A 26901-nucleotide genomic window follows, 5' to 3' on the forward strand; every position below is an offset into this window, starting at 1 on the left:
GAGGACGCGCCCAGCGTTGTTAGGAAAATGGTCGTTTTTCTTACATACCGGCTGCGACCGAGCGCAGATGGTGTGTCTCGCCTGGGTCTGGATGATGGCCTCACGCTCTGCTGAGGCTGCCTATCGTGAGTGCCGCCGGTCTCGGTGTCTCACGGCAGCACCTTGGATGGGCATGCCTCCGTCAGGCGCTCGGCCGGCATGTCGCTCCCGGGCCTTGCAACCGTTTTCCCGAACCTCTTATTTCCAGTATGGTTTCCATGCGCCGGAATTGAAATTTGAGCGCCGCGCTAATTTGACAATCCAATTGGCGGCGACTTAGCCTGATTGTCTTAGGCCATCTCAAAACAGAAGATTTGAACTAAATATTAACATCTCTAAAGGCTGATTATTGCACCGGTTGCCTCGGCCTAATCTAAGATATGGTACAGACATCCGGCTGCATCTCCGAGTTGCAGGATCGTTGGCACACCGTTCGAGTAGGCTGTGAGTCGAAACCTGGTTGCAGCATTGACCCTGAGCTTCATCCTCCTCTGCGGGATGGCGCCCGTGGCGCTCACGCTCGCGCCTCGCCCCGGCCAACCGGTAGCTGTCGTGACGCTCATGCCTGATGCGCCCCTGCCCTCCGCGATCGCAGCAACGGAGGCTCGGATCATCTGGATGTCGAGCCGAGGTCGGATTGTCATCCTCAGTACCGCCTCATTCGACCTCGTCGCGGACCTTTATCGAGGGGGCGCAACCCTCGTCGTGACCGCTGCCCTGTTCCCGGGATGCAATCCCGACACTTCTGCACCCACCCCTCGGATCGGAGCTGGATCCCTATGACCAAGTCTCGCGCCCTTGACCAACTGCGGCGCGCGTTCCTGCCGATCATGCTCGGCGGGTTGAGCGGCCTGTACGCCGTCATCGTGATCGCGGCTTGGCTCGTCGGCGGGCAGCCACTCGCCGTCGGAACCGTCGGTGGGGCGCTGCTTCTTGCCGTGTTCGGTGCTGCTCGGATCGCCGGCGCGGATGCGCTCACGCGCCACCTCTCGGCCGCAACAGCAATGGCGCTGGTTGGGCTGCTGGTGTTCTGCACCGCCGGCACGCACCTACAGATCGACATGCACATGGCCTTCTTCGCCGTGCTCGCCGTCACGGCGGGCTGGAGCTGCTGGTCGTCGATCCTGGTTGCCACCGCGGTGGTCGCTGTCCATCACCTGTCGCTCAACGTGCTCTATCCGGCTGCCGTGTTTCCGAACGGCGCCGAGTACTCGCGCGTGGTGCTCCACGCGGTCATTCTAGTGATCGAGGCTGGCGCACTCGCCTTAGCCGCTCGCCAGCTCGCCCGCGCGCTGGCTGCCTCGGAAACGGCGGCAGCAGAGGCGGCCCGCAATGCCCGTCATGCGCAGGACCTCGCCGCTGCGCAGGAGGCGGAGAACGCCGCCAAGATGAAGCGCGTGAGCCTGCTCGACGCCCTCACGCAGGCCTTCGAGCGTGACGTCTCCGTTCTGGCCCAAGGGCTCGCGGGCGCTGCCACCGAGATGGAAGCGACGGCGCAATCCATGGCGAGAATTGCCGCCGACACGACACAGCAGACGGTAACGGCCGCAGGAGCAGCGCAGCAAACCTCGGCGAACGTGCAGATGGTCGCCGCGGCAAGCGAGGAGATGTCAGCTTCCGTGCGGGAGATCGTGCACCAGGTCGGCCAGTCGGCACAGGTGGCGACCGGAGCCGTCGAGACAGCACGCCAGACCAATGCGACGGTGCAGCGCCTAGCGAGCACGGCTGAACAGGTCAGCACCATCGTGTCGGTGATCTCCGACATTGCGTCACAAACAAACCTGCTGGCGCTGAACGCCACGATTGAGGCTGCGCGAGCAGGTGAGGCGGGTCGAGGATTTGCAGTGGTCGCCGCCGAGGTGAAGCAGCTCGCTGGACAGACTGCGAAGGCGACCGAGGAGATTTCCGGGCAGATCACGGTCATTCAGGACGAAACGCGCCAAGCGGTAGCGGACCTTCGCCAGATCGGCCGGGTTATTGCCGAGATGTCGAGTGTTTCGGCTGGGATTGCGGAGGCAATGGAGGAGCAGGGCGCGACGACGCTGGAGATCGCCCGCAACGTGCAGCAGGCCGCCCGCGGCACAGAGATGGTGACGGGCAACATCTCGCAAGTTCGGGAGGGGGCTGGTCAGACCAGTACGGCGGCCACACAAGTCCTGAGCGCAGCTCGGGAGCTTGCATTGCACGCTGACAGCCTGACGCAGGAAGTAACATCATTTCTAATTCGTGTTAAATCAGCATAGACGCTCGAAAGACAATGTCCAATAGTAAGCTTTCATGCCGATGATTTCGCCGCCTCATCAACGCCACGCAGCCAGATGATCTGGTTTAATACACTGTCCTTAGCGCGCCTCCACGTCGTAGGGCGAGCCGATGTAGCGACCCGACGGCGGCACCTGATCATTCCTCCGCCACTCGACGCGGGCGCCTTCCGGCCCGTGCTGGACGAGGAAGTTCTGCACCCAGACGCGCCGCAGGGTCTCAAGGGCCGCGGCGTCCCGCACGACCGGCGGCGCGCCGTCCGCCGTGGCGAGAGCCAGTAACGTGAAGCCATCAACGGCGGTCTGCACCGCCCACGCCCGGCGCCCAGTCTGGCTCTTGGGCAGCCGGAACTCGCTCGCTCGGAGCTCGTACCGTTCGGCCTATGTCGGGGTCGTGCACGCGCGTAGCCAGTTGGGAGCCACCGTTGCCAGCGCGTTCAGTGGGCAGCGCAATGTCTCGCCGACGACTTCGAGCCGGCTCGTCCTCTCATCGCAGGAGGCACAGCGAATTCGCCACCAACATCAAAGTGCGGAGAACCGTCAAACCGAGGGAGGATCATCAGAATGATCCTGCAGCCGCGCGGACGCGTGCCACTGTGACGAGGTTCACCGCCACAGTGAGGAGCATGACGATCTAGGCCCGTCGTGTGGGCGACTTCTCTGACCCCGAGCCGTGAACCGGTTTCAGTACTTCAGACCGCGCGCGATCAGCGCGGGATCTGGCCTAGTCCTGCGCATCCTGAAGATACCCTTGATGTCGCGATCTTAATTTGACGCATGCGCGATAAGTGCAGGCGACGCAGTCGTTAAACGTCTGCTGATTTCAATTTTACGCAATTACTTGCGCTATTATCAGCGCAAGTTTACATTTTTCAATGAAAAATTATCACAACTAAAGATTGAAATCGTCATGAAATGCGCATCCAGGCAGGTCGATCCTGCACGATGCTTAGTTCAATCTGCTTAATCCATGAGATTTCCGACAAAAGTCCACTCTACAATCAGATCAATATCTTAGAAATAACTGACGGCCACGCTCCTGGTGACAGACACCAAGCCTGCACGAGGCACACTCCATCATGTTCACGCTCATATCCAAGAACGACGCCAAGCTGAAGGCCGCCTACACCTCGCAGGCGGTGATCGAGTTTGCTCTCGATGGCACCGTCCTCGCCGCCAACGAGAACTTCCTCAAGGCCATGGGCTACGCCCTCGACGAGATCCGCGGCAAGCACCACCGCATGTTCGTCGATCCCGCCGAGCAGGGCACCGATTATGAGCGCTTCTGGGAAGCGCTGCGCCGGGGTGAGTTTCAGACCGCCGAGTACAAGCGCATCGGCAAGGGCGGCCGCGAGGTCTGGATCCAGGCCAGCTACACGCCCCTCCTCGGCCGCAACGGCAAGCCCTCCGGCGTCATCAAGTTCGCCCACGACATCACGGCCCAGAAGCTGCGCAACGCCGACTCCGAGGGCAAGCTGCGCGCCATCGACCGCTCGCAGGGCATCATCGAGTTCGCCCTCGACGGCACCGTGCTCACCGCCAACGAGAACTTCCTCGCCGTCGTCGGCTACGCACTCGACGAGGTGAAGGGCCGTCATCACCGGATGTTCGTTGACCCGACGGAGCAGGGGGCGGAATACGAGCGCTTCTGGGCTGCCCTGCGCCGGGGCGAGTTCCAGGCCGCCGAGTACAAGCGGGTCGGCAAGAACGGGCGCGAGGTCTGGATCCAGGCCACCTACAACCCCGTCGCGGATGCCTCCGGCAAGCTCGTCAAGGTCGTCAAGATCGCCACCGACATCACCCCTGCGGTGAGCGAGCGCCTGGAACGCACCCGGCTGCAGAAGGCCATCGACACCGATCTCGACAGCATTGCGGCCTCGATCTCCCAGGCCTCGCAGCAGGCCGTCGGTGCCGCGAGCGCCTCCGAGCAGGCCTCCGGCAACGCCCAGAGCGTGGCAGCCGGTTCAGAGGAGCTCGCCGCCTCGGTCGGTGAGATCAGCCAGCAGGTGACGCGCGCTCTCCAGATCACCAGTCGCGCCGTCCAGCAGGCCAACGCCACCTCCGCCGTGGTCGCAGGTCTCGCTGCCGCCGCCCAGCGCATCGGTGAGGTCGTCGATCTGATCGACAACATCGCCAGCCAGACCAACCTGCTCGCCCTCAACGCCACCATTGAGGCCGCACGCGCCGGAGAGGCCGGCAAGGGCTTCGCGGTGGTGGCCGCCGAGGTGAAGAACCTCGCGGCCCAGACCGCCAAGGCGACCGAGAGCATCGGTGCGCAGATCGCCCAGACGCAGGGCGCCGCCCACGAAGCGGCCACCGCCATCACCGGCATCGGCGAGACCATTGGGGAGGTTAACACGATCTCGGCGGCGATCTCGTCTTCGGTCGAGCAGCAGGCGGCGGTGGCCCAGGAGATGTCGGTCAATATGCAGGCGATGACGACCGCCGTCGCCGACATCTCGCGCAGCATCGGCTTGATCGCCTCCTCGACCCAGCGGGTCAACGACTCGACCCGGCAGGTGCGCGAGTTCTCGCGGAGCATGGTGGGCTGAGGACTGCAGATCGGCTCGACCCCGTAGGCGTCCCGATGGTCGTCGATGAACGCGATCATGTCCGCGACCGGCGATCGAGCTCTGCCATGGCGAAATACGCGCTGGCCTTGCGCAGGATCTCGTTGGCTTGGCGCAGTTCACGGACCTCGCGCTCCAGAGCCGTGATCCGCTCGCGCTCGTCCGTGGTCGGCCCAGCGCGCAGGTCCTGATCCCCCTCGGACTGGCGCACCCAGTTCCTGAGGGTCTCGCCCGAGCAGCCAATCTTGGCGGCGATCGACTGGATCGCCGCCCCTTGCGAGCCGTGCCCGCCCTGGTGCTCCCAGACCGTCCGAACCGCTCGCTCGCGGACCTTAGGTGAGAAGGGGGATGTGCTTCCTCATGGCTCCATTCTCTCAAGAGTTGGAGCCTCCGCGAAACCCGAGGCGGCTCAGATTACATCGTTCGCACCCGAGGCTGACGACCGTCCGCGGTTCTTCTGCACTCGTCAAAAACCCCGAAGGTGCCGCCCTCCTCCCGGCGGTAGTGTTGCCGGTGGGCACGTGGCCTTTACGCTGGCTTCGCCAAGAGGATCACCGTGCGGATGGCTAGCTCATGGGCCGCCAGGGTCGCGCCGGGTTGAGACATCCAGGCTCGCGCGTGAGGATGCGCGTTCACGGCTGCCAAGATGTCGACGCTGATCCCGTCCGTGATCTCCCACCAGCCCGGCTGCGGGTTGGCCAGGAAGCCGTCAATGACAGCTTGCAACTCACGGTGCGTCACGATCCTGAGCATCAACAACTCGCCGATCGTGAGCCGGTCAGCCATGCCGTTCATGTCGACCCCGCGAAGTGGGTGATCAGGTCGGCAGCGGGCCGGGTTGGGGGGAAGATGAGGGAGAATGCACCCGACCCGCTGATGAAGCTGCTCGTAGCCCAGGGAGCTACGCGGATACGGGCAGCGTCATGCATCCCTCGTCGCTGACATTGGAGGCGTCTGTCCATTACCCAAGTTTAGCGCAGCCGTGTGGGCCGGAAGCGCAGGCCTGCACCGGGGTAGCAGGATCGCCGTTCTGACTTGGGGCAGCTTAGGATGTCGGCTCAAACCCTTTCGAGCCGTCTCGCTTGGTATGCGAACAGTCCAGCGGTCGAGCTTGTCCGAAGAATGACATCCAGGCCTTCATCAGACGCTCTGGCGAGAGACAGTCGGCCTCTGCTAGCAGACGCTTCTCCATGTGGACCATGACAGCGACCTGAAGCGGCTGCACATCTGGCAAGCCCAGGAGCGCCCGTGCTTCCTCAGGGGTGCAATCGACGTCTATGGTGACCTGCATCTTTGCGCGCTGAAGGAACGTGCGGGCCGGGCGCCTGGGGTCTCGACACCAACAGGCTCGCATAGTTCGCGGGGCAGCGCCCTCTCATAGGATATAAGGTCGATAGCGCTTCTCGGGGTGATCACGGCTCTGGCCTAAACGCCGAGCATCCATAGTAGGACGAGCGCGAGGCCTAGGATGACAACGCCGATCGCGAAGGTGAGGCCGTTGGCGTACATGTGTGCACCTGCGCCGGGCTGACGCGGGAACATGCCGGCAGCGGCCCGAATGATCCCATGCATCCGAAGAGTGTGTCGCAAAAATTTGGCTGTAGGAAAACATGCTCCGAGCATAAGTGCATCCCGGTCCGATGGGGCAATCTCAGGTCCGTCAAACCGCTTCATGAGCCATCGTCGATGGGGTTTAGCCGGCGGCGAGCAGGCATTCTAACGCCCTATTCGGAGAAGATCCTTTCGGCCGTTGAACGTTTGCGACACGCCCCACAATCCGTGGAAAGCGGCGCTTCATGGCCAGGAGTTCAAGGTCAGCGCCTTGTTGTGATCCAACCTTCGGCATCTCACGACCGGTGCGCTAGGCTGCAGCCTCACCGCGCTGCTCCTGCATCGAGGCGAGCGGCGCCTCCAGCCGGCAGACCAGACCTGTCGGCGCGTAGGTCAGCTTCACCTCGCCACCGACCTCGGCGGCGAAGCTGCGCTCGATCAGCCGCGAGCCGAACCCTCTGCGCGCCGGCTGGGCAAGGATGGGCGGGCCACCCTGCTCGGACCAAATCAGGCAGAACCGGGACGCGTCGGAGGCGTGCACCACGTGCCAGCGCAGCTCCACCACGCCGCTCTCGTTCGAGAGGGCACCGTACTTGGCCGCGTTGGTGGCAAGCTCGTGCAGCGCCAGTGCCAACGACAGCGCTGGCTTGGCGGCCAGCAGCACGTTGGGTCCGCTGACTCGGATGCGGGCGGGGCCCGCGTTCCGGTGCACGCTGAGGGCGCCCTCGACCACCTCCGCGATCGGCGCGGCTGTCCAGCTCGACTGGGTGAGGATGTCGTGCGCGCGGCCCAGTGAGATCAACCGCGCGGCAAATGCCTCGCGCATCTCGTTGACGTCCGTCGCACCGCGCAGGGTCTGGCTGGCGATCGCCTGGACCAAGGTGAGGGTGTTCTTCACCCGGTGCTGCAGCTCGCTCGTGAGCAGCCGCTGGTGCTCCTCGGCCCGCTTGCGGGCAGTGATGTCGAGCATGGCGCCGATCATCCGCACGGGGCCGCCGCGGCCGTTCCGCAGCACGTAGCCGCGGTCGAGAATGTCGGCGTAGGTGCCGTCAGCGCGCAGGAAGCGGTACTCGTCGCTCCAGTGCTCCCCGTCGCCGTTGATCACCGCGTAGATGCTGGTTTTCACGCGTTCGCGATCGTCGGGATGGATGTGGGACTTCCACCAGGAGCCACTCGCGCCGACCTCGTCTTCAGCGTAGCCGAACAGGGTCTGCACCGCCTCGTTCCAGCGGATGTGGTCGGAGGCGAGGCTCCAGTCCCAGATCGCGTCGTTGGTGGCGCGGGATGCCAGCCGGTAGCGTTCCTCGGTCTCGCGCAGCTCCTGCTCAGCCCGCCGGCTCTCGGTGATGTCGCGCACCGTGCCGACGAAGCGCACCGTGCGGCCCTTCTCGACGATGGCCTGCCCCTTGGCGGCCAGCCAGCGCTCGACCCCATCCGCCAAGCCGATCGTGCGGTACGCGATGTCGTAGGAACCGTCGCCGGCCGGATCGAGAGCGGCCCTCACCGCCTCATCCACCCAGGACCGATCCTCCGGGTGCAGGCCGGCCAGGAACGTCTGGTAGGTCACCGGCGCGTCCGGCGGCAGCCCGAAGGCGGCGTGCACGCGCGCATCCCACTCCAGGGCATCCGTGACCAGGTCGTAGTCGAAGATGCCGATGTTGGTGGCCTCGACCGCTAGGCGCAGCTGATCCTGCGCCTTGCGCAGAGCCTCCTCGATCTGACGGCGGTCGTGCATGTCGCTGTTGCTGCCGAGCCAACCGATCACCCGCCCACCCTCGTCGCGCAGCGGCTCGGCCCGGATCAAGAACCAGCGGTACTCACCGTCATGCCGCCGCAGGCGGGCTTCCGTATCGTACAAAGCGCCGCGTGCCCGTGCCTCGTCCCAGGCCTGTTGCAGGGACGCAAGGTCGTCGGGATGGATCACCTCGGTCCAGCCCGACGGGAGAGCCTGGTCAGGCGTCTGCCCAGTATAGGCGTACCAGCGATCGTTCAGGTAGCTGAGGCTGCCGTCTGGGTTGCCAAACCAGATCACCGTCGGCACCAGTTCGGTGAGCGCCTGGAAGCGCTGCTCGGCGGTCTTGCGCTCGTGGATGTCGATAGCGATACCGATCCAGCTCTCGACCGCCCCGGCCGCGTCGAACACGGGTTTGCCGCGGGCGAGATGCCAGCGGTACTGACCGTCGCTGGCGCGCCGAAACGGGATCTCGACTTCGTAGGAGCTCACGGAGGCGACCGCCTGTTTCCACACGTCGAGCACCCGCTCGCGGTGCTCCGGATGGATCACGCTGGCCCAGCCGTCGCCGCTGGTGTCGCCGGGGGCCAGGCCGGTGAACTCGTACCAGATCGGGTTGCAGTAGGTGATGTTGCCGGCCGCATCGCCGAACCAGACCACCTGCGGGCTGACCTCGACCAGCGAGCGAAAGCGCAGCTCGCTGGCGTTCCGCTCCGCGGCCGCCAGCCGCTGCTGGGTGCGGTCGCGCAGGATCTTGAGGAAGCCCTGGATCGCGCCGTTCTCTGCCTTGAGCGGCATCATCTCACCCTGCGCCCAGAAGCGCTCGCCGGACTTGCGCAGGTGCCAGCGCTCGTCCGGCGCGCTGCCCTGCGTGAGCGCGAGACCCATCTCGATCTCGGGCCGGCGCCCCTCCCGGTCTTCGGGCGTGAAGAAGTGGTCGGCTCGCTTGCCCAGCATCTCGGCTTGCGTCCAGCCGAGGATGCGCTCGGCGCCTGCGTTCCAGCGGGTGACCCGGCCGCTGCGATCGGTGGCGATGATCGCGTAATCCGTCGCGCTCTCCAGGATCCGGTCCTGCAGCTCCCGTTCGGCACTCTGTTCGCGCAGGGTGCGGCGCAGCTCCAGTTGCGCCATGGTCTGCCGCGCCAGGTGCTTCAGCGTGTCCTTCTGCCGCTCGCTCAGCTCACGCGACCTCGTGTCAAGCACGCAGACGGTACCGATCGGGTGCCCCTCGGGCGTCTTGAGCAGCGCCCCGGCGTAGAAGCGCAGGCCCGGCTCCCCGGTGACCAGGGGATTGCACGCGAAGCGGGGATCCTGCGTCGCGTCCGGCACGTACAGGAAGTCCTCCTGCAGGAGAGCCTGCCGGCAGAACGAGCTCTCGAGCGGGGTCTCACGCACGCCGAGCCCGACCTCGGCCTTGAAGAACTGCCGCCCCTCAGCGATCAGGTTGACTACCGCGATCGGGGCTTGGCAGATCTCGGCGGCCAGCGCCGCGATGCCGTCGAAATCTTCCTCACGCGGCGTGTCGAGGATCTCGTAGCGCTCCAGCGCGTGCAGGCGCGCCTGCTCGGCAGAGGGGTCGCAAGCGCGGCTCATTGCCAGGGGAGCCCTGTGGTGGCGATCGGGTTCCATGTCGGCTGCAGTCGAGTTCCCTCACATCGCATGGGACACACCGGCATCGTTGGCGGCCGGGCGCAGGGCGATCAGCGTGCCGGAGGTGCTGTAGACGGCACCCAGCACCGTCTCGAAGTGGCGTTTGACCGCGCCGTGGCATTCGCAGGCCTTCTCTTCCAGAGCTGGTCGATCGCAGACGATGATGCGACCGCGGCGCACCTGCACCAGCGCCTGCTGCTGCAGGCTCTTGAGCGTCCGGGTCAGGTAGGAGCGCTGCACGCCCAGCAGCTCGGCCAGAAGCTCGTGCGTGATCGGCAGAACGTTGCCGCCCAGGCGGTCCTGCAAGCTGAGGATCCAGCGGGCACAGCGCTCCTCGATCGGGTGCAGGGCGTTGCAGGCCACCGACTGCAGCACCTGCGCGAGCAGGCAATCCGAGTAGCGCGTGAACAGGTTGCGCAGAGCCGGAGAACTCGCCTTGACCTCCTGCAGACGTACGGTCTCCAGGCGCAGCATCGGCCCGCCGATCTGCACCACGGCCCGGCTGAATGCTGGCAGGGAGCCCTGGCTGACCACCCCGCCGATGGCGCCCTCATGGCCGACCGTCGCGGTTTCGATCGTGCGCCCGTCCTGCATGGTGATGATCAGAGCGGCAACACTCGGCCCGCACGGGAAGGTGATGCAGGAGACGTCCTCGCCCACCTCGAACAGCACGTCGCCACGCTGATAGTCTCTCAGTTCCATGTGCGGCGCGAGGAGCGCCCGATCCTTCGGACGCAGTGCCTGGAGGAGGAGATTGCCGCTGGAGGGGAGGTCGGCGTCAGGGATCATGGCACAGCGGCAGTAGGGTTAGGTGTCAGCAACCTCCTACCGTAGCGCTTGAGCGGCTGTCTGTTCACTTGTACACAAAACCCGAAAAAATCAGCGCTCACACCGGCTTAACGTAGGATAAGCTGTGCCGTTTGTGGCCCGCTGCAACCTTCGGCAGGGTCGGGCTTTTTAGCCTTGGGCCACTCCATCATGCTCCTGGGTTCCGCGTAGCGATGCCTCATTTTTTCATCGACTTCGAGGACGGCGATCAATCGCTCAAGGATGACGATGGGGAGGAGTACCCAAGCCTTGAGGCGGCTCGAGATGCCGCAATCGCGGCGCTGCCGGACATAGGACGGGAGAAGCCGCCTCGCGACGGTAAGCGTAGCTTTGTAGCTTATGTCCGTGATGGGCATGGTATGGTGCTCTGCACGGTGCGACTGAACCTGGACGCCGAGTGCCTGTCTGAACCACAGGAAGTGGAGGGCTAAAGATCGGCGGCCACTTGCATCGATGCCATGCGCTTTGCCGTGCGCTCTCGCAAACACACAGCATAGGTGGTTCCATATGCCGCCCTTATACGTATGGAGCTCTATTTTGCGTTGTTAGTGGGCATCTAAGCTCTGGCGTTGACTTGTACTAACTACGCGCTCCTGTCTCGGATTTCACGGATCCAGAAAACAAATGCGCGATCGCCATCATGTGAGATTGGACGCGAGCTGCAACTCGGCTCGCTTCTGCATCTCGCGAAGATGGCGCCGAAGGCTGCGCTCGCACACGGAAGCGCCGTGAGTGGTCAGATCCGCTGCGATCTTGGCGATGACGTCATCGTGCCCTGGCGCCTCCAGATCGGCGAAATGCACGCTCCAGGCGTAGGCTTCGGCTTCCGCTCCCTCCAGTCCTAGACGCGCTGCCGCCCAGAGGCCCAAAAGGATGTTCCGCCGAGCGATGATCCCCTCGCGTGTGTCCTGCTCGACCAGGATTGCACTCGGATGACTTAGATGATCGATGTGGGTGAGGCTCATTGACCGTCTCCTTGCGTGTGCCTGCCCCCGTTGGACGTGCCGGTTAGGTGAAGAACCGGCCTGTCCGAGGCGCCTGACCGGGGGCGAAAGCTCGGCACCTCTCCGGAGCCGGTCTCGGCCAGCTCCGAACCAGTTGTTGCTGCGCAGCAGCCGTCAGGGGCTCTGCATTGCCGTCGTGACCGGACGATCTCGCGTCTTCCACAGGCTCCAGAGCACGCCGGCAGCCAGCAGGCCGAAGGTGATACCGAGCGACAGGGCCGGCGGGAATTTCTCCAGACCCAGCAGGTCGGCAAGGAAGATCTTCGAGCCGATGAACAGAAGGACGCCGGCCAGCGCGTACTTGAGATAGTGGAAGCGGTCCACCATGGCGGCGAGAGCGAAATACAGCGCCCGCAGGCCGAGAATGGCAAAGATGTTGGAGGTGTAGACCACGAAGGGATCCGTCGTGATCGCGAAGATCGCCGGCACCGAGTCGACCGCGAAGATGACGTCGGCGATCTCGATCATCACCAGCGCCAGGAACAGGGGCGTCATGAACCAGACCGGCTTCCCGGTCAGGGGCGCGGGCTGACGGATGAAGAACCTCTCGCCGTGCAGCGTCTCGGTCACGTTGAACCGCCGGCGCATGAACGCCAGAACTGGGTTCGTGCCGACGTCGTAGTGGCGATCGGCGAACACGATCATCTTCACGCCGGTGGCGATCAGGAACACGGCGAATAGGTACAGCACCCACGAGGCCTGGGCGACGATCGTCGCCCCGAGACCGATCATCACGGCGCGCAGCACGATCACGCCGAGAATGCCCCAGAACAGCACCCGGTGCTGGTACAGGCGCGGCACCGAGAAGAAGGCGAAGATCATGGCGATGACGAACACGTTGTCCATCGCCAGTGCCTTCTCGACCGCAAAGCCCGTCAGGTAGGCCATCCCGGCTTCCTGCCCGAGGTACCACCAGACCCAGCCGCCGAAAGCGAGGCCGAGCGCGATGTAGAGCCCGCTCATGCCGAGGCTCTCGCGTACGCCGATCTCGCGCGTCTTGCGGTGCAGGATGCCGAGGTCGAGGACGAGCAGGCCCAGCACGATCGCCACGAAGGCCAGCCACATCCAGAGCGACTTGCCGAGCCAGAGGGCGAAGAGGAACGCCAAATCCATCGGGGGTCTCTGAGGCCGGCCTGCGATGTCGGGAATGGTCCGACATCGCGAGAGCGCCGGCAGCTCTCGCCAGAGGGGCCCGGACCTTGGGTTCCTTCGCAGGTGGGCCGTGCGACTACATCGAGCAAGTCATCTCAGGCCAATGAGCCTCATTCAGAAAACTTATGGGCTTTTTGACAGTCTGCTCCTTGCAGGAATGAGCATCGATCACGAACCTGATCGAACAGACGTCCGGGCCCCTCTGGCGGTCTCATCCAAGACTGCGATGTCGGATGTTGTCAGCGATTACATCGTCAACACCCCACATGGAGGATACTCCGATGTCGACGTGCGACAGCAGCAAGCCCACTTGCCGAGACACCTTCTCGTGTGCAGTGCGGCACCAACTGTGTCAGCCAGATCGTCGAGGAGGATCGCGGATTTTGTCTCGGGTCGGCGGCGGAGGAACGATCCTGGCTCTGTCGATCGGACTGACAGCTTGTCAGGACAAGCAACCTGCATCCTCCAGCCACACGACAGCCCCTCCCGCGGTGAGCGTCATCGTTGCCGAGCCGAAGGCCGTCACGCTTATCAAGGAACTGCCGGGCCGGATCGCACCGATGCGCATCGCTGAGGTTCGCCCGCGCGTCTCGGGCATCATCGTCGAGCGGACCTTCGAGCAGGGCAGCCTCGTGCAGGAGGGAAGCGTCCTCTACCGCATCGACCCCAAACCCTTCGAGGTCGACCTCGCCAGCGCGAAGGCCGCACTCGCCAAGGCGGAAGCGACATTGTTCCAGGCCAGCCGCCAGGAGGACCGGCTGCGCCAGCTCCTCAGCGGGCAGACCACGACACAGGCGCAGTACGACTTGGCGCTTGCCGCCGAACGACAGGCGGAGGCCGATGTCTCCGCTCAGAAAGCCGCTGTCCAACGCGCGCAGATCAACCTCGATTATGCGACCCTGCGGGCGCCGATCACGGGTCGGATCGGACGCGCTTTGGTCACGGAGGGGGCTCTGGTCGGCCAGAACGAGGCCACCCACCTCGCCACCATCCAGCAGCTTGACCCCATCTACGCCGACTTCACGCAATCCGTGACCGAACTGAACCAGCTCAAGCGCGACCTTGCCGAGGGACGCCTCAGTCAGGTCTCTCCCAACGCCGCCAAGGTCCGTCTCGTCTTCGACGACGGGACGCTCTACCCTCAGTCCGGCCGCCTGCTCTTCTCCGATGTCACCGTGGATCCAGGCACCGGCAAGGTCACCTTGCGCGGCGAGTTCCCGAACCCGACCTCCGAGCTCCTGCCGGGAGCCTACGTGCGCGTGCAGATCGAGGAGGGCATCGACGCCGACGCCATCACGCTGCCGCAGCAGGCGATCCAGCGCAACAACGCCGGCGGCAGCGAGGTTTACGTCGTCAACGACGAGGGACGCGCCGTGCTGCAGCCGGTCCGCGTCGGCCGCACGCTGGGCAATGAGATCGTCGTCGAGGACGGGCTCAAGCCTGGCTACCGCGTCGTGATCGAAGGCTTCCAGAAGTTCACGCCGGGCAGCTTGGTCCAGCCCGTGCCATGGGTGCCGGCCCAGCAGGCGGCGGCGCAGTCCCGGCCGAACTGATCCTGCTTCAAGCCTGTCAGCTTCCTTCGGAGACCTGCCGCCATGCCCGGCTTCTTCATCGCGCGTCCTATCTTCGCCTGGGTGGTGGCGATCTTCATCTGTCTGGGCGGCCTGCTCGCGCTGCCCTTTCTGCCCGTGGCGCAGTATCCCGTGATTGCGCCGCCGTCGATCTCGATCTCGACCGTCTATCCTGGTGCGTCGACCCAGAACCTCTACTTCAGTGTCACCCGGTTGATCGAGGAGGAGCTGAACGGAGCCGCCAACGTCCTCAACTACGAGTCGACGAGCGACACCACGGGCGAGGTCGAGATCATCGTCAACTTTCAGCCCGGGACCGACATCGCGCTGGCGGCCGTCGATGTCCAGAACCGCATCAAGCGCATCGAGCCTCGCTTGCCCGAGGCAGTGCGCGAGCAGGGCATCCTCATCGTCGAGGCGAGCAGTGCCATCCTGCAGTTCGTGACGCTGACGTCCCGTGACGGCAGCCTCGACGAGGTGGGTCTGGGCGATGTCGCCACGCGCAACGTGCTGCCGGAGCTGCGCCGGCTGCCGGGCGTCGGTCGCGCGCGCCTCTTCTCGACCGAGCGCGCGATGCGGGTCTGGCTCGACCCCGACAAGCTGCTCGGCTTCAGTCTGACGGCGCAGAATGTCGAGGACGCGATCAAGGCCCAGAATGCCCAGGTTGCCTCAGGCCTGCTCGGCGTGCAGCCGAGCCCGACGGCCCAGCGCACCCAGAACATGGTGCTGGTCAAGGGCCAACTCGAGTCCCCCGAGGATTTTGGGGCGATCGTGCTGCGGGCCAATCCCAACGGCTCGACGGTGCGCCTGCGCGACGTGGCGCGCCTGGAGGTCGGCGGCCTCTCCTATGCCTTCTCGACGCGGCTCAACGGCAAGCCCGCGGCGGCGATTGCTGTCCAGCTTGCCCCGACCGGCAACGCGCTCGCCACTGGCAAGGCGGTCAAGGCCAAGATGGAGCAGCTGGCTCGGTTCTTCCCGCCGGGCGTCAAGTACGAGGTCTCCTACGATGTCACGCCGGTGATCACGGCTTCGGTCAAGAAGGTGCTGCTGACGCTCGCCGAGGCGGTTGTGCTCGTCTTCATCGTCATGTTCCTGTTCCTGCAGAACTTCCGCTACACCCTGATCCCGACCATCGTGGTGCCCATCGCCCTGCTCGGCACTTGCGTCGTGCTGCTCCTGATGGGCTTCTCGATCAACGTTCTGACCATGTTCGGCATGGTGCTGGCCATCGGCATTCTCGTGGATGACGCCATCGTGGTGGTCGAGAACGTCGAACGCATCATGGCCGAGGAAGGGCTCTCGCCGCGACAGGCCACCGAGAAGGCGATGAGGCAGATCACCGGAGCAGTGATCGGCATCACACTGGTGCTGATGGCCGTGTTCGTGCCGATGGCGTTCTTCCCCGGCTCGGTCGGCATCATGTACCAGCAGTTCTCGGCCGCGATGGTCGTGTCGATCGGCTTCTCGGCCTTCCTGGCGCTCTCCCTCACGCCGGCGCTGTGCGCCACCATGCTCAAGCCGATCGAGAAGGGCCACGGCCACGCCAAGCGCGGCTTCTTCGGCTGGTTCAACCGCGGCCTGGACTGGCTGACGCGTCGCTATGGTGGCACCACGCGTTGGATGGTGGCGCGCGCCGGGCGCTTCATGCTGCTCTACCTCGCGCTCGTGGGGGGCCTGGGCTACGCCCTGTGGCGCATGCCGTCCGGCTTCGTGCCGGTGGACGACCAGGGCTTCATCATGGCCGATCTTCTGGCGCCCTCCGACGCCAGCGCGAACCGGACGCTCGATGTCGTGCGCTCGGTCGAGGAGCAGCTCGCCGGCACGCCGGGTGTCGACAAGATCACCTTCATCAATGGCTTCAGCTTCTTCGGACAAGGGGCAATGACGGCTCAGGCCTTCGTCACGCTCAAGGACTGGTCGGAGCGGGGCACCGATCAGAGCTCGAGTGCCATCATCGACAAGAGCAACGAGGGCTTCGCGAAGCTGCGCGACGCCGAGGTGTCGGCGCTGGCGCCGCCCCCAATCGCCAATCTCGGCACCACGAGCGGCTTCAGCTTCCGCCTGCAGGATCGCGGGCAACGCGGCTACGAGGCGCTGATGGCGGCCAAGGATCAGCTCCTGGCGGCGGCAGCCCGCTCACCCATCCTGCGCGAGGTGACGGTCGAGGGTCTCCCGCCCGCCCCGCAGATCCGGCTCGACATCGACCGCGAGAAGGCGGCCGCCCTGGGTGTGACGTTTGCGGACATCAACACCACGCTCTCGGCGCAGCTCGGGTCGAGCTACGTGAACGATTTCCTCAACCGTGGACGCATGCAGCGCGTGGTCGTCCAGGCGCGAGAGGACAAGCGTGTTCGCCCGGAGGACCTGATGACCTACAGCGCCCGCAACAGCAGCGGCGCCATGGTGCCATTCTCCTCGTTCGCCCGCGTGACCTGGCTGACAGGCCCGACGCAGGTCATCGGCTTCAACGGCTACCCGGCGGTGCGCATCACCGGCAGCCCGGCCCCGGGCTACACCAGCGGCGACGCGATCGCCGAAATGGAGCGGCTGATGGGCGAGTTGCCGGGTGGCTTCGGCTATGAGTGGACCGGCCAGTCGCTGCAGGAGAAGCTGGCCGGCTCGCAGGCGGCGTTTCTGCTGGCGCTCTCGGTTCTGTTCGTGTTCCTGTGCCTGGCGGCGCTCTACGAGAGCTGGTCGATCCCCTTCGCCGTCATGCTGGTCGTGCCCCTGGGCATCGTCGGCTCAGTGGCGGCGGCCTACCTGCGCGGCCTGCCCAACGACGTCTACTTCACGGTGGGGCTGATCACCATCATCGGCCTGTCGGCCAAGAACGCGATCCTGATCATCGAGTTTGCCAAGGATCTGCGCGCGCAGGGCAAGCCCCTGGTCGCAGCGACGCTGGAGGCTGCAGAACTCCGCTTCCGACCGATCGTGATGACCTCGCTGGCCTTCATCCTCGGCGTCGTGCCGCTGGTGATCGCCTCGGGGGCCAGCGCGAAGAGCCAGCAGGCCCTCGGCACGGGGGTGCTCGGCGGCATGATCACAGCCACGGTGCTGGCCGTGTTCATGGTGCCGGTCTTCTTCGTGGTGGTGATGCGCTTCTTCTCGCGTAAGAAGGTCTCGAAGCACTCTGAAGTTTCCGAGGCTGCCTAGCATAAGTCCCGCTTTGTATTCGATGCGGTCAAAATGGAAACTCATTCGCTGTTAGGACGTGGACGACGGAAATCAAGAATGCGACGTGCTCATATGCTTCATCTAGGAAATACCAGGCATGATGCCCCCATCTTTCGACCTCGATGTGTTGTTCACGTTTGTCTCCGTTGTGGAAAACGGCAGCTTTACGCGTGCCGCCAAACGCATCGGGCGTTCGCAGCCTGCTGTCTCCCAGCAGATCAAGCGCCTGGAGGATAGTCTCGGGCGGCGCATTTTCGAGCGAGATACCAACGAGGTGCGCCTTACACCACATGGTGAAATTCTGCTTAAATATGCTCAGCAGATCATAAAACTTAGTAATGATGCGTGCCTACATCTGACCGATGCAGATGTCGCAGGTGTAGTACGGATCGGCACGCCAGAGGATTTTGCTACGACACATCTATCGGCCATTCTGTCTCAATTTGTGCGAGCTCATCCCCTCGTAGCTCTGGAGGTCTATTGCGATTTCACGGTCAACCTTTTGGATGGTTTCTCGAAAGGCCTGTATGATCTGATGCTGTTCAAGCGCGAGCCACAGGGCTTTGGAGGTGGAACCGAGGTCTGGCGAGAGGTGCTGGACTGGACGGCATCACCGAATGCTCTCCTGCCAGAGAACAAACCTATACCGCTGGTCCTCGCGCCTGTGCCGGATGTCTATCGAAAGCGTGCGCTCGCCGCGCTTGATGCGGAGCAAAGACCCTGGCGTATTGCATATACAAGCCCGAGCCTCGCCGGGTTACAGGCTGCCGTACAAGCCGGTCTCGGCATCACAGTTCTACCTACCGAGATGATCCCGGCGGGACTAGTGTCTGTAACATCAAGACTTTCCTTGCCAAAACTCGCAGATACAGAAATAGCACTGTATCGCGCTCCGGGAACCCTCTCGCAAGCAGCCGAGCTCCTCGCGTCATCGATTATCGAGTCTTTAGGAAAATTCCGTTCAGAACCACCTCTCAGCTAAGAGTAAGCCACCACCTTCTCGCCCATCAGCGAGACCATCTCGGCCTGAGCCTCTGCCCCTGCTCAGGCGATGCGCACCAACCATAGCTCAAGACCTTCCGCGCTTCGATGGCGAGCAGGAACCCGGCACAGAAGGGGTTCTGCATGGATGCTCCGTGTGGATGGATGTGTCCCACAACCCTTGGTCGGCGTCCGGATGCCGTGGGACGGCTACGCAGGAAGACACCCATGCCGACCTGACCGCGTCCCGCATCCGCGGGTCCGTCCCCAGTTCGTCAGGCAGCCCATCGAGCGCCCCCTCACGCGCGGGATGCAGGCAGCGGCATACGAACCGAGACGCGCAGGCCGTCCGGGGCGAAGTTCACGTCGACCTCGGCCCCGGTCTGCGTCGCCAGGACCTTGTTGAGGAGCCGGTGGCCGAAGCCCTCGCGCGTGGGGTACTTGGCCGGCGGCCCGTCGTGCTCCGCCCAGTCCCAGCGCAGGCTGCGCCCAGCCGGGCCTTCCTCGACCCACCAGGTCACCTCGAGCCGTCCGGTCGGGTCGGCGAGCGAGCCGTGCCGTAGGGCGTTGGTGGCCAACTCGTGCAAGGCCATGCCGACCGGGACGGCGAGTTCCGACGGCAGCGTCACCTCGGGGCCGTCCAGCGCCAGACGACCGCGCTCGTCGTACGGATCGAGTTCAGCCCGCAGAAGCCCCTGGAACGAGGCGGCCTGCGCAACGTCTTCGGTGATCAGCGCGTGAGTCCGGGCGAGCGACGCGATGCGGCCCGACAGGGCGCGGGCGAACTCGGGAATGGTCAGCGAGGAGCGCACGGTCGCGTTTAACACCGCCTGCACCGTGGCCAGGGTGTTCTTCACCCGATGGTGCAGCTCGCGCACCATCAAGGCCTGCCGGTCCTCGTAGGCGCGCCTGTCGGTCACGTCGCGCTGGGTCGAGACCCAGTGTGAGATGCGCCCGTCTGGCTCGCGCACGGGCGTGATCAGCCACTCGACCGTGTAGGTCGTGCCGTCCTTGCGGTAGTTCAGCGCCTCCCCGTGGGCGGCCTCGCCCGCTTCGAGCGACGCGCGCAGCCGATGCAGGACGGCGCGCTCCGTGCCGGGCCCCTGCAGGAGGCGCGGCGTCTGCCCGAGGAGCTCGCGGGTCTCGTAGCCGGTCATGCGGGTGAAGGCCGGGTTCGCGTACTCGATGCGCGGCCCCGGCTCGTCGAGCTCGGCCGAGGTGATGAGGATGGCCTCGCCCGACGCCTCCACCGCAGCACACAGCAGCCTCAGGTCGACAGCCCCTGGTCTCGTCTCGTCGTTCACGGCCAACCCACATCCTCCTGGATCAGCCGTCGGTCGCCGGCTCAGGAGCCCGGCATGCATCCGCATCCAGGCATACACGCGCCAACCTGCAGTGGGGCCTCAGGTTGCGGCCGGCCGCATCCGGGGGGTGCCTCATAGGCTCAGGCGGGTGGTTCCTGGCTGGTCAGGGACCGGGGAACGAGGACCGCCTGGTTCCTGCCTCTTGCCGGCGTCCGGAGCTAGGAACCCGGCCCCATCCGGGTCATGGGCATGCAGCCCCGCGGCGGGTCGACGCGTTGTGAAGGCCGACCCGTCAAGCGACACGACCGCATGCCTGCCCACACGCCTGCGCCGAAAGGCACGCCTCTCCGAGAGACGACCGACCCGCGTCATGCGCGTCGGCGGCGCGGAGGTGCCATGGCGACCGAACCGGACACGCACTGTCACTACATGCGGCGGCTGCACGAGATCCTCGCCGACCGGCCCCTGGCGGCCATCCCGGCCCTGGCGGACGCGCTGCTGGATCGGCTTGTCGCCTTCGAGGCGGAAGCCAAGGCCGCCGGCGCCTCGGCCACGACGCTCGACGCCATCTCGAACGCTCGCTTCACGGCAGGCGTCGCCAGCCTGCGCCCTTGGCTCCCGCTGCCGCGCGGGCACTGATGCAGCTGTTCCCGAACAGGACCGCTTCCGGTTGTGGATAGCCGGGACGCAACGAAGCGCACACGGAACGCGGAGGAAGCGGCACCGTTGCCTGTTGCCTCGGCACCCTTGTGGGTGCCGAGAGCATCTGTGAGACGTGCGTGCCGAGTTCCGATGCAACTGCCCAGAGACGACCGTAACCACCCCCAGGCCGAGGCGTTCCGCGCCTTCATCCGCGATGCCGGCTTCCCGTGCGTCGGTGCGAAGTCGGCCCTGACCAAGGGCCAGATGCGGGTCCTGGTCGCGCGCGACCTCACCTCGGCGTGGGACGACATGAGGATCTACCCGGCGCTGATGGCCTTCGCGGCGCGCTATCGCCGCCGGCCTGACCTGTTCCAGAGCTTCGCGGTCGTGTTCGAGGGGCCGGGCGATCTCGACGAGGAAGGCTTCGAGCGGCACCTCTGGGACCGGGTGCAGTCGCTCGCCGACAAGGACGCTTGGCTCGGCCATCCATGGGATGGGCGCGTCTCGCCGGAGCCCGACAGCCCGCACTTCTCCCTGAGCTTCGCCGGCGAGGCATTCTTCGTGGTCGGCCTGCACCCCAACGCGAGCCGGCCAGCGCGCCGGTTCTCCTCGCCGGTCCTGGTGTTCAACCTGCACGCCCAGTTCGAGCAGCTGCGCGAAGCGGGCCGCTACGAGAAGCTGCGTGCCTCCATCCTGCAGCGGGACGAGGCGCTCGCGGGGTCCGTGAACCCGATGCTGGCGCGGCACGGCGAGGCGTCGGAGGCACGCCAGTACAGCGGCCGGGCGGTGGGCGAGGAGTGGCGCTGCCCGTTCCGGCCGCGGACCGCGAACGCGGGAGGCGCGGATGTGCGCTGACGCCCGCGTCCACGAGATCGCGCCGCGCTCGGGCGTCGCCTTCACCCTCGACGCGGGCGACAGGCTCATCGTCATCGACCCGCGCGGCGAGCAGGTGGCCGACCTCCTGGCCTTCAACCGCCATGACCTCGACGAGGTGATCTCGTCGGGGCGCACGCTCGACTACGCGAGCCGGATCTACCTGACGACGGGCGACCCGCTCTACTCGAACCGCTCGAACGTGCTGCTACGCATCGTCGAGGATACGGTGGGCCGGCACGACTTTCTGCTCACTCCGTGCTCGGCGGACACATTCCGCATCATCTGCGGCGACGCGGACCCGCACCGCGGCTGCTTCGGCAACCTCGCCCACGCGCTCGCCCCATACGGCGTCGCCCTCGACCGCATCCCGGTCGCCTTCAACTGCTTCATGAACGTGCCGGTCGACGGCGCGACGGGCACGTTCACGGTCGAGCCCCCGCTCAGCCGGGCCGGAGACCGCATCACCTTCGAGGCGGAAGCCGACCTCCTGATCGGCCTGACCGCCTGCTCGGCGCTGCAGTCGAACAACGGCAGCTTCAAGCCGATCCACTACCGGATCGAGCGGGCCCGCGAAGCCGGGCGCGACAGCAACGACAGGAGCCGAAGCGACGCCGGCCGCAACGCTTCGGCGTCTGGCGCGTAGCCCCGCCGGGCCCCGCGTCAGGGTCGAGGTGGAGCGAACCGGACATGAGGCACAAGCCGCTGCGCGAGCAGATCATCGTCGTCACCGGCGCGTCGAGCGGCATCGGCTTGGCCACCGCCCGCATGGCCGCGAAGCGCGGCGCCCGGGTGGTGCTCGCCGCCCGCAGCGGGGACGTACTCGCCCGGGTCGCGGCCGAACTCGGTCCGAGGGCCGCCTACGTCGTGGCCGACGTCGGTCGGCGCGAGGACGTCCAGGCCATCGCCGACAAGGCGGCCGCCACGTTCGGCGGCTTCGACACCTGGGTCAACGTCGCTGGCCTGACCGTCTACGGCCCCTTGCGCGAGATCGACTACGAGGACCACGAGCGCCTGATCCGGACCAACCTCTGGGGCACGATCAACGGCTCCCTGGTGGCCGTCGAGCACCTGCGCGAGCGCGGCGGCACGCTGATCAACGTCGGCAGCATCGCCTCCGACCTCGCCTTCCCGTTCCAAGGCCTCTATGCCACCTCCAAGCATGCGGTGAAGGGGTTCACTGACACCCTGCGCATGGAGCTCATCGCCGAGGGCGCACCGGTATCGGTCACCCTGGTGAAGCCTGCCTCCATCGACACTCCACTGCCGCAGCGCGCCCGCAACTACATGGACCGCGAGCCGACGCTACCACCGCCCATCTACCCGCCGGAGGAGGTGGCCAACGCCATCCTGCACGCGGCCGTGCACCCGCAGCGCGACATCGTCGTCGGCGGGGGCGGCAAGCTGTTTACGATGGGCAAGGAGTTCGCGCCCGGCGCCTACGACGAGCTCGCGCCCGTCATCATCGCCCTGCAGAAGCGGGCCGAGAAGCCGAGGGATCCGCAGGGCGCGCTGCATGCGCCGCGGCATGCAGGCGAGGTCCGCGGCGATCCGCCGGTCTACGTCATGCGCACGAGCGCCTACACCAGGGCGAGCCTACACCCGCTGGCGACCGCGGGCGTGCTCGCCGCCGGTTTGGCGGCGACGGCAGCGGTCATCCTCGGCACGCGACCCAGGCTGAGGCGCCGCTGACCGGGCGCGGCCAAGCCGGCGGTGCCCGAGGGTACCGGCGATTGGCAACCGGCTACGAGGACGACAAGGCCGCCTACGTGAAGGAGCTTATCGTTCGGCGCGGCGACGCTCAGGAAGTTCGACGCCGACAGCCGCGTGCGCGAGGTCGAGCACCCGGCGGCCGCGGTGCGAGCCTGACGAAGCTTGCCACGTCCGGAAGACAGGGGAACTCCCCACGCCACTCGATACGGGAACGGGCTTGTGCGGATGGCGGTCCATCACCCACAAGGGAGGTCTCGACCGGAACGGATGCGAACGCGGGATGGACGACGCCCCGGCAGCACCCTCGAACCCCCTCCAGGGCGATGGCGACATGGCCGCGCGGATACGAGCTCACGATTGGGCCGCGACCGTGCTCGGCCCGTCCGAGGCTTGGCCGGCCGCTCTGGCTACCGCGGTCGGCATCGTGCTTGGCGCCGTCACGCCCATGGCGATCTTTTGGGGGCCCGAGCTCATCGCCCTCTACAACGACGCTTGGGCGGCGCTGGTTGGCGACAAGCACCCTTCGGCCTTGGGCCGGCCGGCGCGCGAGATCTTCCCCGAGGTCTGGGATACTCTCGAACCCCAATTCCTGGGGGTCCTGTCGGGCGCGGGCGGGGTCAAGGTCCAGGACCAACGCCTCATTCTCGACCGCCGCGACGGCCCCGAGAGCGCCTGGTTCACCTACGGGCTGAGCCCGGTGCGGGGCGGGGACGGCACGGTTGCCGGCGTGTTCAACGTCGCGCAGGAGACGACTGCCCGGGTCCGGGCGGGCGCGGATCTGCGGGCGAGCGAGGAGCGCTTCAGGAGCTTCGCCGAGGCGTCCGCCAATGTCCTCTGGATCGCCGACCCGGACGGCGGGCGGCTGGAGTATCTCAGCCCGGCCTACGAGCGGGTCTGGGGCGACCGGCGCGAGCTCGTCATGGGCGACATCGGGCGCTGGGCCTCGCTGGTGCATCCCAAGGACCAGGAGCGGGCGTTTTCGGCCATGCCGCGCCTCCTCCAAGGCGAGACGCATACGGTCGAGTACCGCATCGTGCGCCCCGACGACGGGAGCGTCCGGCACATCCGCGACACCGGCTTCCCAATCCGTGACGGGAACGGACGCGTGCTGCGGCTCGGCGGCATCGCGCAGGATGTAACCGAGGAGCGGGCCCAGGAGGCGGCGCTGCGCGCGAGCGAGGAGCAGTTCCGGGTCTTCGCGCAGGCCATGCCGAGCCAGGTCTGGGCGGCGCGCCCGGACGGAGGGCTGCACTGGTTTAACGATCAGGTCTACGCCTACACCGGGGTGCCCGCAGGCGGCCTCGACGGGTCGGCGTGGATCGCGGTCGTCCATCCAGAGGACAGGGAGCGGGTCGCGCGGACTTGGAGCCAGTCCCTCGAGACGGGCGGCGACTACGAGACCGAATTTCGCATCCGGCGCGCCGACGGCGCCTACCGCTGGTTCCTGATCCGCGGCAAGCCGGTGCGGGACGCCCGCGGGACCGTCACGGGGTGGGTGGGCACCAACACCGATGTCGAAGACCGCCGGCGCGTCATGGCCGACCTCGTGCGCTTCAACGAGGCCCTGGAGGCGCGCATCGCCGAGCGCACGGCCGAGCACGACCGGGTCTGGCGCAACTCGCGCGACCTGCTCGTGGTGGTCGGCGCCGACGGCGTGTTCCGTGCCGTGAACCCTGCCTGGAAGGCCATCCTGGGGCACGAGCCCGCCGAGGTGGTCGGGCGCAGCTTCCTGGAGTTCATCTGGCCGGAAGATCGCGTCGTCACGCGCACCGCCCTGTCCTACGCCGCGGCGGCCAATGACCTGACCGCCTTCGAGAACCGCTACCGGCACGAGGACGGCACGCCCCGCTGGATCTCCTGGCACACCGCCACCGAGGGCGACATCATCTACGCCTACGGGCGAGACGTCACCGCCGAGAGGGAGAGGGCGTCCGCCCTGGCCCAGGCAGAGGAGGCGCTGCGGCAGTCGCAGAAGCTGGAAGCCATCGGGCAGCTGACGGGGGGCGTAGCGCACGACTTCAACAACCTCCTGACAATCATCCGCTCGTCCGTGGACTTCATGCGCCGGCCGGACCTCGCCGAGGCGCGAAAGGCGCGCTACCTCGACGCCATCTCCGATACCGTCGACCGAGCCGCCAAGCTAACCGGGCAGCTCCTCTCCTTCGCCCGGCGCCAAGCCTTGAACCCCGAGGCGTTCGACCTCGTCGGCTGCCTGCGCGGCGTGGCCGAGATGCTCGACCCGGTGACCGGCGCGCGTATCCAGGTCGTGTCCGAGCTGCCTGACGTGGCCTGCTTCGTGCGCGCCGACCGCAGCCAGTTCGAGACCGCGCTCATCAATATGGCGGTCAACGCCCGCGATGCCATGGACGGCGAGGGCACGCTCACGCTGCGCCTCGCCTGCGGGGTGCCGAAGCCAGCCATCCGGCAACACGCCGCGGCCCCCGGACCCTTCGCCGCCGTCTCGCTGTCGGACACCGGATCCGGCATCGCGCCGGAGGTGCTGGAACGGATCTTCGAGCCGTTCTTCACCACCAAGGACATCGGCAAGGGCACGGGTCTCGGGTTGTCCCAGGTGTTCGGGTTCGCCAAACAGTCGGGGGGCGACGTGGAAGTCCAGAGCGCGCCCGGGCGCGGCACCACCTTCACCCTGTACCTGCCCGAGATCGAGCCCGGCCAACGCGAGGCGCCCCGGCCCGTCGAGGCCGAGGTCCAGGCCGGCGGCACGGGGCAGCGCGTGCTGGTGGTGGAGGACAACGTCGAGGTGGGCCGCTTCGCCACCCAGATCCTCAAGGACCTCGGCTACGAGACGGCCTGGGCAGCCAACGCGGAGGAGGCGCTGGCACGTCTCGGCGTGGACGGGTCGGGGTTCGACGCGGTGTTCTCGGACGTCGTGATGCCGGGCATGAACGGGGTCGACCTCGGTCGCGAGATCCGGCGGCGGCTGCCTGACCTGCCTGTGGTCCTGGCTTCCGGGTACAGCCACGTGCTGGCCCGGGAGGGCGGCCACAGCTTCGAACTCCTGCACAAGCCATACTCGGCCGACCAGCTCTCGCGCATCCTCCAGCGTGTCATGGCGCTCCGGTTGCGGTGACGCCCGCGATGCGAGAGGCCGGCGAGCGCGACGGTGCGCCAGCGGAACAGCTGACTGACGTGTGTCGTTCGAGTGGTGGGTCCACGTGCTGGAGCGGAAGGACGTCCGCCAGGGCAGCGCGGTCACCCTCAGCGCCCAGGAGCGGGAGATGCTGACGATGATGATCGAGGACCTCGAGCGGCGCACCGCGGACATGGTCACGCTGATGTCCGGCCCGCAGCTGGCGCCCGTCGACTGAGCACCCACCGCACCGTGCACAAGCCATTGCCGGGCCAGGGATTCCCTCTGGCTCGGCCTTGCCGCATCTTCAACTAGATTGAACGGCGGTGCCTCGATGTCAAATCGAAGTGAACTCCACATCTTCGTCGGCCGCACCTGCCTTGAGCGAGTGGTGCGGAGCGGCGTGCGGGTCGTCTACGCGTACGCCCCCGATGGCACGCCGCTCGGCACGTTCGCGGATCTCGACGCCGCGATCCGCTCAAGATCCTCAAGGCCATGTCGCACGACGAGCAGCTGAAGGACGGGCAGTTCCGGATCGCGTTCCGTGTGGCTCAGTCTGTCAACGCTAAGACCGGCTGGGCCGAGATCAGCGATGACGCGCTGATGGATGAGGTCCTGCGGACGGAGGAGAAGAAGCTCCGGACCTGCCGTCGTGATCTCGAACGCCTCGGCTGGTGGCGGACCATAGAGGGTGAGCGCGGCCGGCCCACGCTGTGTTTCGGCGTGCAACTTTGACCCTTTGAGGGGTCCTCCCGCGTTCTTGGT

Annotated in this window: 20 protein-coding genes, 2 pseudogenes and 1 other annotated feature; of the genes and pseudogenes, 13 read left to right on the forward strand and 9 right to left on the reverse strand. The window is 66.2% G+C overall.

Going from position 1 to position 26901, the window contains the following annotated elements; genetic code table 11:
* Window positions 1–818 precede the first annotated feature (818 nt).
* Window positions 819–2282, forward strand: coding sequence for a methyl-accepting chemotaxis protein (locus tag MFF61_RS05900; RefSeq protein WP_238234150.1), 1464 nt, complete (start codon window positions 819–821; stop codon window positions 2280–2282).
* Between the two features lie 102 nt (window positions 2283–2384).
* On the opposite strand, the pseudogene MFF61_RS05905 reads toward MFF61_RS05900, so the two are convergent.
* Window positions 2385–2780 (reverse strand): annotated as a pseudogene (locus tag MFF61_RS05905) (IS1182 family transposase); the annotation flags it as partial.
* 599 nt (window positions 2781–3379) lie between these two features.
* Here MFF61_RS05905 and MFF61_RS05910 point away from each other — a divergent pair.
* A complete protein-coding gene (locus MFF61_RS05910) occupies window positions 3380–4852 on the forward strand; it encodes a methyl-accepting chemotaxis protein (RefSeq protein WP_238234151.1) in 1473 nt (490 codons plus the stop codon).
* Window positions 4835–4953, reverse strand: a sequence feature (AL1L pseudoknot). (Overlaps the previous gene by 18 nt.)
* Here the strand turns inward: MFF61_RS05910 and MFF61_RS05915 are convergent.
* The 5 genes and pseudogenes from MFF61_RS05915 to MFF61_RS05935 form a co-directional block, all read right to left on the reverse strand.
* Window positions 4846–5222: pseudogene (locus tag MFF61_RS05915) on the reverse strand (transposase); the annotation flags it as partial. It overlaps the preceding feature by 108 nt. The gene MFF61_RS05910 and the pseudogene MFF61_RS05915 overlap by 7 nt on opposite strands.
* Window positions 5223–5398: 176 nt before the next feature.
* The gene (locus MFF61_RS05920) at window positions 5399–5665 is read right to left on the reverse strand and encodes a hypothetical protein (RefSeq protein WP_238234152.1); all 267 of its coding nucleotides are present in this window, start codon (window positions 5663–5665) and stop codon (window positions 5399–5401) included.
* A 250-nt stretch (window positions 5666–5915) separates the two neighbouring features.
* A complete protein-coding gene (locus MFF61_RS05925) occupies window positions 5916–6224 on the reverse strand; it encodes a DUF6489 family protein (RefSeq protein WP_306423380.1) in 309 nt (102 codons plus the stop codon).
* Between the two features lie 507 nt (window positions 6225–6731).
* Entirely contained in the window at window positions 6732–9746 is a 3015-nt protein-coding gene (locus MFF61_RS05930) for a PAS domain S-box protein (RefSeq protein WP_238234154.1), read from the reverse strand.
* Window positions 9747–9803: 57 nt separating this feature from the next.
* Window positions 9804–10592 carry a Crp/Fnr family transcriptional regulator gene (locus MFF61_RS05935; RefSeq protein WP_238234155.1) on the reverse strand — a complete coding sequence of 263 codons (789 nt, stop codon included), beginning with the start codon at window positions 10590–10592 and terminating at the stop codon, window positions 9804–9806.
* Between the two features lie 212 nt (window positions 10593–10804).
* Between MFF61_RS05935 and MFF61_RS05940 the strand changes: the two genes are divergently transcribed.
* Window positions 10805–11062: a DUF6894 family protein gene (locus MFF61_RS05940; protein ID WP_238234156.1), complete on the forward strand. Its 258-nt coding sequence runs from the start codon at window positions 10805–10807 to the stop codon at window positions 11060–11062.
* Window positions 11063–11269: 207 nt separating this feature from the next.
* On the opposite strand, the gene MFF61_RS05945 is transcribed toward MFF61_RS05940, so the two are convergent.
* Window positions 11270–11596: a DUF1476 domain-containing protein gene (locus MFF61_RS05945; protein ID WP_238234157.1), complete on the reverse strand. Its 327-nt coding sequence runs from the start codon at window positions 11594–11596 to the stop codon at window positions 11270–11272.
* 153 nt (window positions 11597–11749) lie between these two features.
* Window positions 11750–12748, reverse strand: a complete 999-nt coding sequence (locus MFF61_RS05950; protein ID WP_238234158.1) for a TerC family protein — start codon at window positions 12746–12748, stop codon at window positions 11750–11752.
* Between the two features lie 422 nt (window positions 12749–13170).
* On the opposite strand from MFF61_RS05950, the gene MFF61_RS05955 reads away from it, so the two are divergent.
* From MFF61_RS05955 to MFF61_RS05965, 3 genes are all read left to right on the forward strand, one after another.
* The gene (locus tag MFF61_RS05955) at window positions 13171–14340 is read left to right on the forward strand and encodes an efflux RND transporter periplasmic adaptor subunit (RefSeq protein WP_238234159.1); all 1170 of its coding nucleotides are present in this window, start codon (window positions 13171–13173) and stop codon (window positions 14338–14340) included.
* A gap of 42 nt (window positions 14341–14382) precedes the next feature.
* Window positions 14383–17511: a multidrug efflux RND transporter permease subunit gene (locus MFF61_RS05960; protein WP_238234160.1), complete on the forward strand. Its 3129-nt coding sequence runs from the start codon at window positions 14383–14385 to the stop codon at window positions 17509–17511.
* Between the two features lie 118 nt (window positions 17512–17629).
* A complete protein-coding gene (locus tag MFF61_RS05965; RefSeq protein WP_238234161.1) occupies window positions 17630–18514 on the forward strand; it encodes a LysR substrate-binding domain-containing protein in 885 nt (294 codons plus the stop codon).
* 298 nt (window positions 18515–18812) lie between these two features.
* Here the strand turns inward: MFF61_RS05965 and MFF61_RS05970 are convergent, their stop codons facing one another.
* On the reverse strand, window positions 18813–19817 hold the full coding sequence (locus MFF61_RS05970) for an HWE histidine kinase domain-containing protein (protein WP_238234162.1): 1005 nt from the start codon (window positions 19815–19817) through the stop codon (window positions 18813–18815).
* Window positions 19818–20213: 396 nt separating this feature from the next.
* Between MFF61_RS05970 and MFF61_RS05975 the strand changes: the two genes are divergently transcribed.
* The 7 genes from MFF61_RS05975 (at window position 20214) to MFF61_RS06005 (ending at window position 26871) form a co-directional block, all read left to right on the forward strand.
* Window positions 20214–20456, forward strand: a complete 243-nt coding sequence (locus MFF61_RS05975; protein WP_238234163.1) for a hypothetical protein — start codon at window positions 20214–20216, stop codon at window positions 20454–20456.
* 153 nt (window positions 20457–20609) lie between these two features.
* A complete protein-coding gene (gntA, locus tag MFF61_RS05980) occupies window positions 20610–21314 on the forward strand; it encodes a guanitoxin biosynthesis heme-dependent pre-guanitoxin N-hydroxylase GntA (RefSeq protein ID WP_238234164.1) in 705 nt (234 codons plus the stop codon).
* On the forward strand, window positions 21304–21978 hold the full coding sequence (locus MFF61_RS05985; protein ID WP_238234165.1) for a DUF1989 domain-containing protein: 675 nt from the start codon (window positions 21304–21306) through the stop codon (window positions 21976–21978). Before gntA ends, MFF61_RS05985 begins: the two co-directional genes overlap by 11 nt.
* A gap of 44 nt (window positions 21979–22022) precedes the next feature.
* Window positions 22023–23024, forward strand: coding sequence for an SDR family oxidoreductase (locus MFF61_RS05990; protein WP_238234166.1), 1002 nt, complete (start codon window positions 22023–22025; stop codon window positions 23022–23024).
* A gap of 301 nt (window positions 23025–23325) precedes the next feature.
* Window positions 23326–26136 carry a PAS domain-containing hybrid sensor histidine kinase/response regulator gene (locus MFF61_RS05995; protein WP_238234167.1) on the forward strand — a complete coding sequence of 937 codons (2811 nt, stop codon included), beginning with the start codon at window positions 23326–23328 and terminating at the stop codon, window positions 26134–26136.
* A 61-nt stretch (window positions 26137–26197) separates the two neighbouring features.
* Entirely contained in the window at window positions 26198–26374 is a 177-nt protein-coding gene (locus tag MFF61_RS06000) for a hypothetical protein (protein ID WP_238234168.1), read from the forward strand.
* A gap of 257 nt (window positions 26375–26631) precedes the next feature.
* Window positions 26632–26871, forward strand: a complete 240-nt coding sequence (locus MFF61_RS06005; RefSeq protein ID WP_238234169.1) for a hypothetical protein — start codon at window positions 26632–26634, stop codon at window positions 26869–26871.
* The last annotated feature ends 30 nt before the right edge of the window (window positions 26872–26901 follow it).

The sequence above is a fragment of the Methylobacterium isbiliense genome (genome assembly GCF_022179325.1).
GTDB lineage: Bacteria > Pseudomonadota > Alphaproteobacteria > Rhizobiales > Beijerinckiaceae > Methylobacterium > Methylobacterium isbiliense.

What these genes read in the sequence shown, in the direction of transcription:
- gntA (WP_238234164.1), top strand. Translation starts at nt 20,610, where the DNA reads ATGCAACTGCCCAGAGACGACCGTAACCACCCCCAGGCCGAGGCGTTC.
- MFF61_RS05935 (WP_238234155.1), bottom strand. Translation starts at nt 10,592, where the DNA reads ATGATCCCTGACGCCGACCTCCCCTCCAGCGGCAATCTCCTCCTCCAG.
- MFF61_RS05965 (WP_238234161.1), top strand. Translation starts at nt 17,630, where the DNA reads ATGATGCCCCCATCTTTCGACCTCGATGTGTTGTTCACGTTTGTCTCC.
- MFF61_RS05925 (WP_306423380.1), bottom strand. Translation starts at nt 6,224, where the DNA reads ATGCGAGCCTGTTGGTGTCGAGACCCCAGGCGCCCGGCCCGCACGTTC.
- MFF61_RS05900 (WP_238234150.1), top strand. Translation starts at nt 819, where the DNA reads ATGACCAAGTCTCGCGCCCTTGACCAACTGCGGCGCGCGTTCCTGCCG.
- MFF61_RS05995 (WP_238234167.1), top strand. Translation starts at nt 23,326, where the DNA reads ATGGACGACGCCCCGGCAGCACCCTCGAACCCCCTCCAGGGCGATGGC.
- MFF61_RS05950 (WP_238234158.1), bottom strand. Translation starts at nt 12,748, where the DNA reads ATGGATTTGGCGTTCCTCTTCGCCCTCTGGCTCGGCAAGTCGCTCTGG.
- MFF61_RS05985 (WP_238234165.1), top strand. Translation starts at nt 21,304, where the DNA reads ATGTGCGCTGACGCCCGCGTCCACGAGATCGCGCCGCGCTCGGGCGTC.
- MFF61_RS06005 (WP_238234169.1), top strand. Translation starts at nt 26,632, where the DNA reads ATGTCGCACGACGAGCAGCTGAAGGACGGGCAGTTCCGGATCGCGTTC.
- MFF61_RS05940 (WP_238234156.1), top strand. Translation starts at nt 10,805, where the DNA reads ATGCCTCATTTTTTCATCGACTTCGAGGACGGCGATCAATCGCTCAAG.
- MFF61_RS05920 (WP_238234152.1), bottom strand. Translation starts at nt 5,665, where the DNA reads ATGAACGGCATGGCTGACCGGCTCACGATCGGCGAGTTGTTGATGCTC.
- MFF61_RS05930 (WP_238234154.1), bottom strand. Translation starts at nt 9,746, where the DNA reads ATGAGCCGCGCTTGCGACCCCTCTGCCGAGCAGGCGCGCCTGCACGCG.
- MFF61_RS05945 (WP_238234157.1), bottom strand. Translation starts at nt 11,596, where the DNA reads ATGAGCCTCACCCACATCGATCATCTAAGTCATCCGAGTGCAATCCTG.
- MFF61_RS05990 (WP_238234166.1), top strand. Translation starts at nt 22,023, where the DNA reads ATGAGGCACAAGCCGCTGCGCGAGCAGATCATCGTCGTCACCGGCGCG.
- MFF61_RS05910 (WP_238234151.1), top strand. Translation starts at nt 3,380, where the DNA reads ATGTTCACGCTCATATCCAAGAACGACGCCAAGCTGAAGGCCGCCTAC.
- MFF61_RS05960 (WP_238234160.1), top strand. Translation starts at nt 14,383, where the DNA reads ATGCCCGGCTTCTTCATCGCGCGTCCTATCTTCGCCTGGGTGGTGGCG.
- MFF61_RS05975 (WP_238234163.1), top strand. Translation starts at nt 20,214, where the DNA reads ATGGCGACCGAACCGGACACGCACTGTCACTACATGCGGCGGCTGCAC.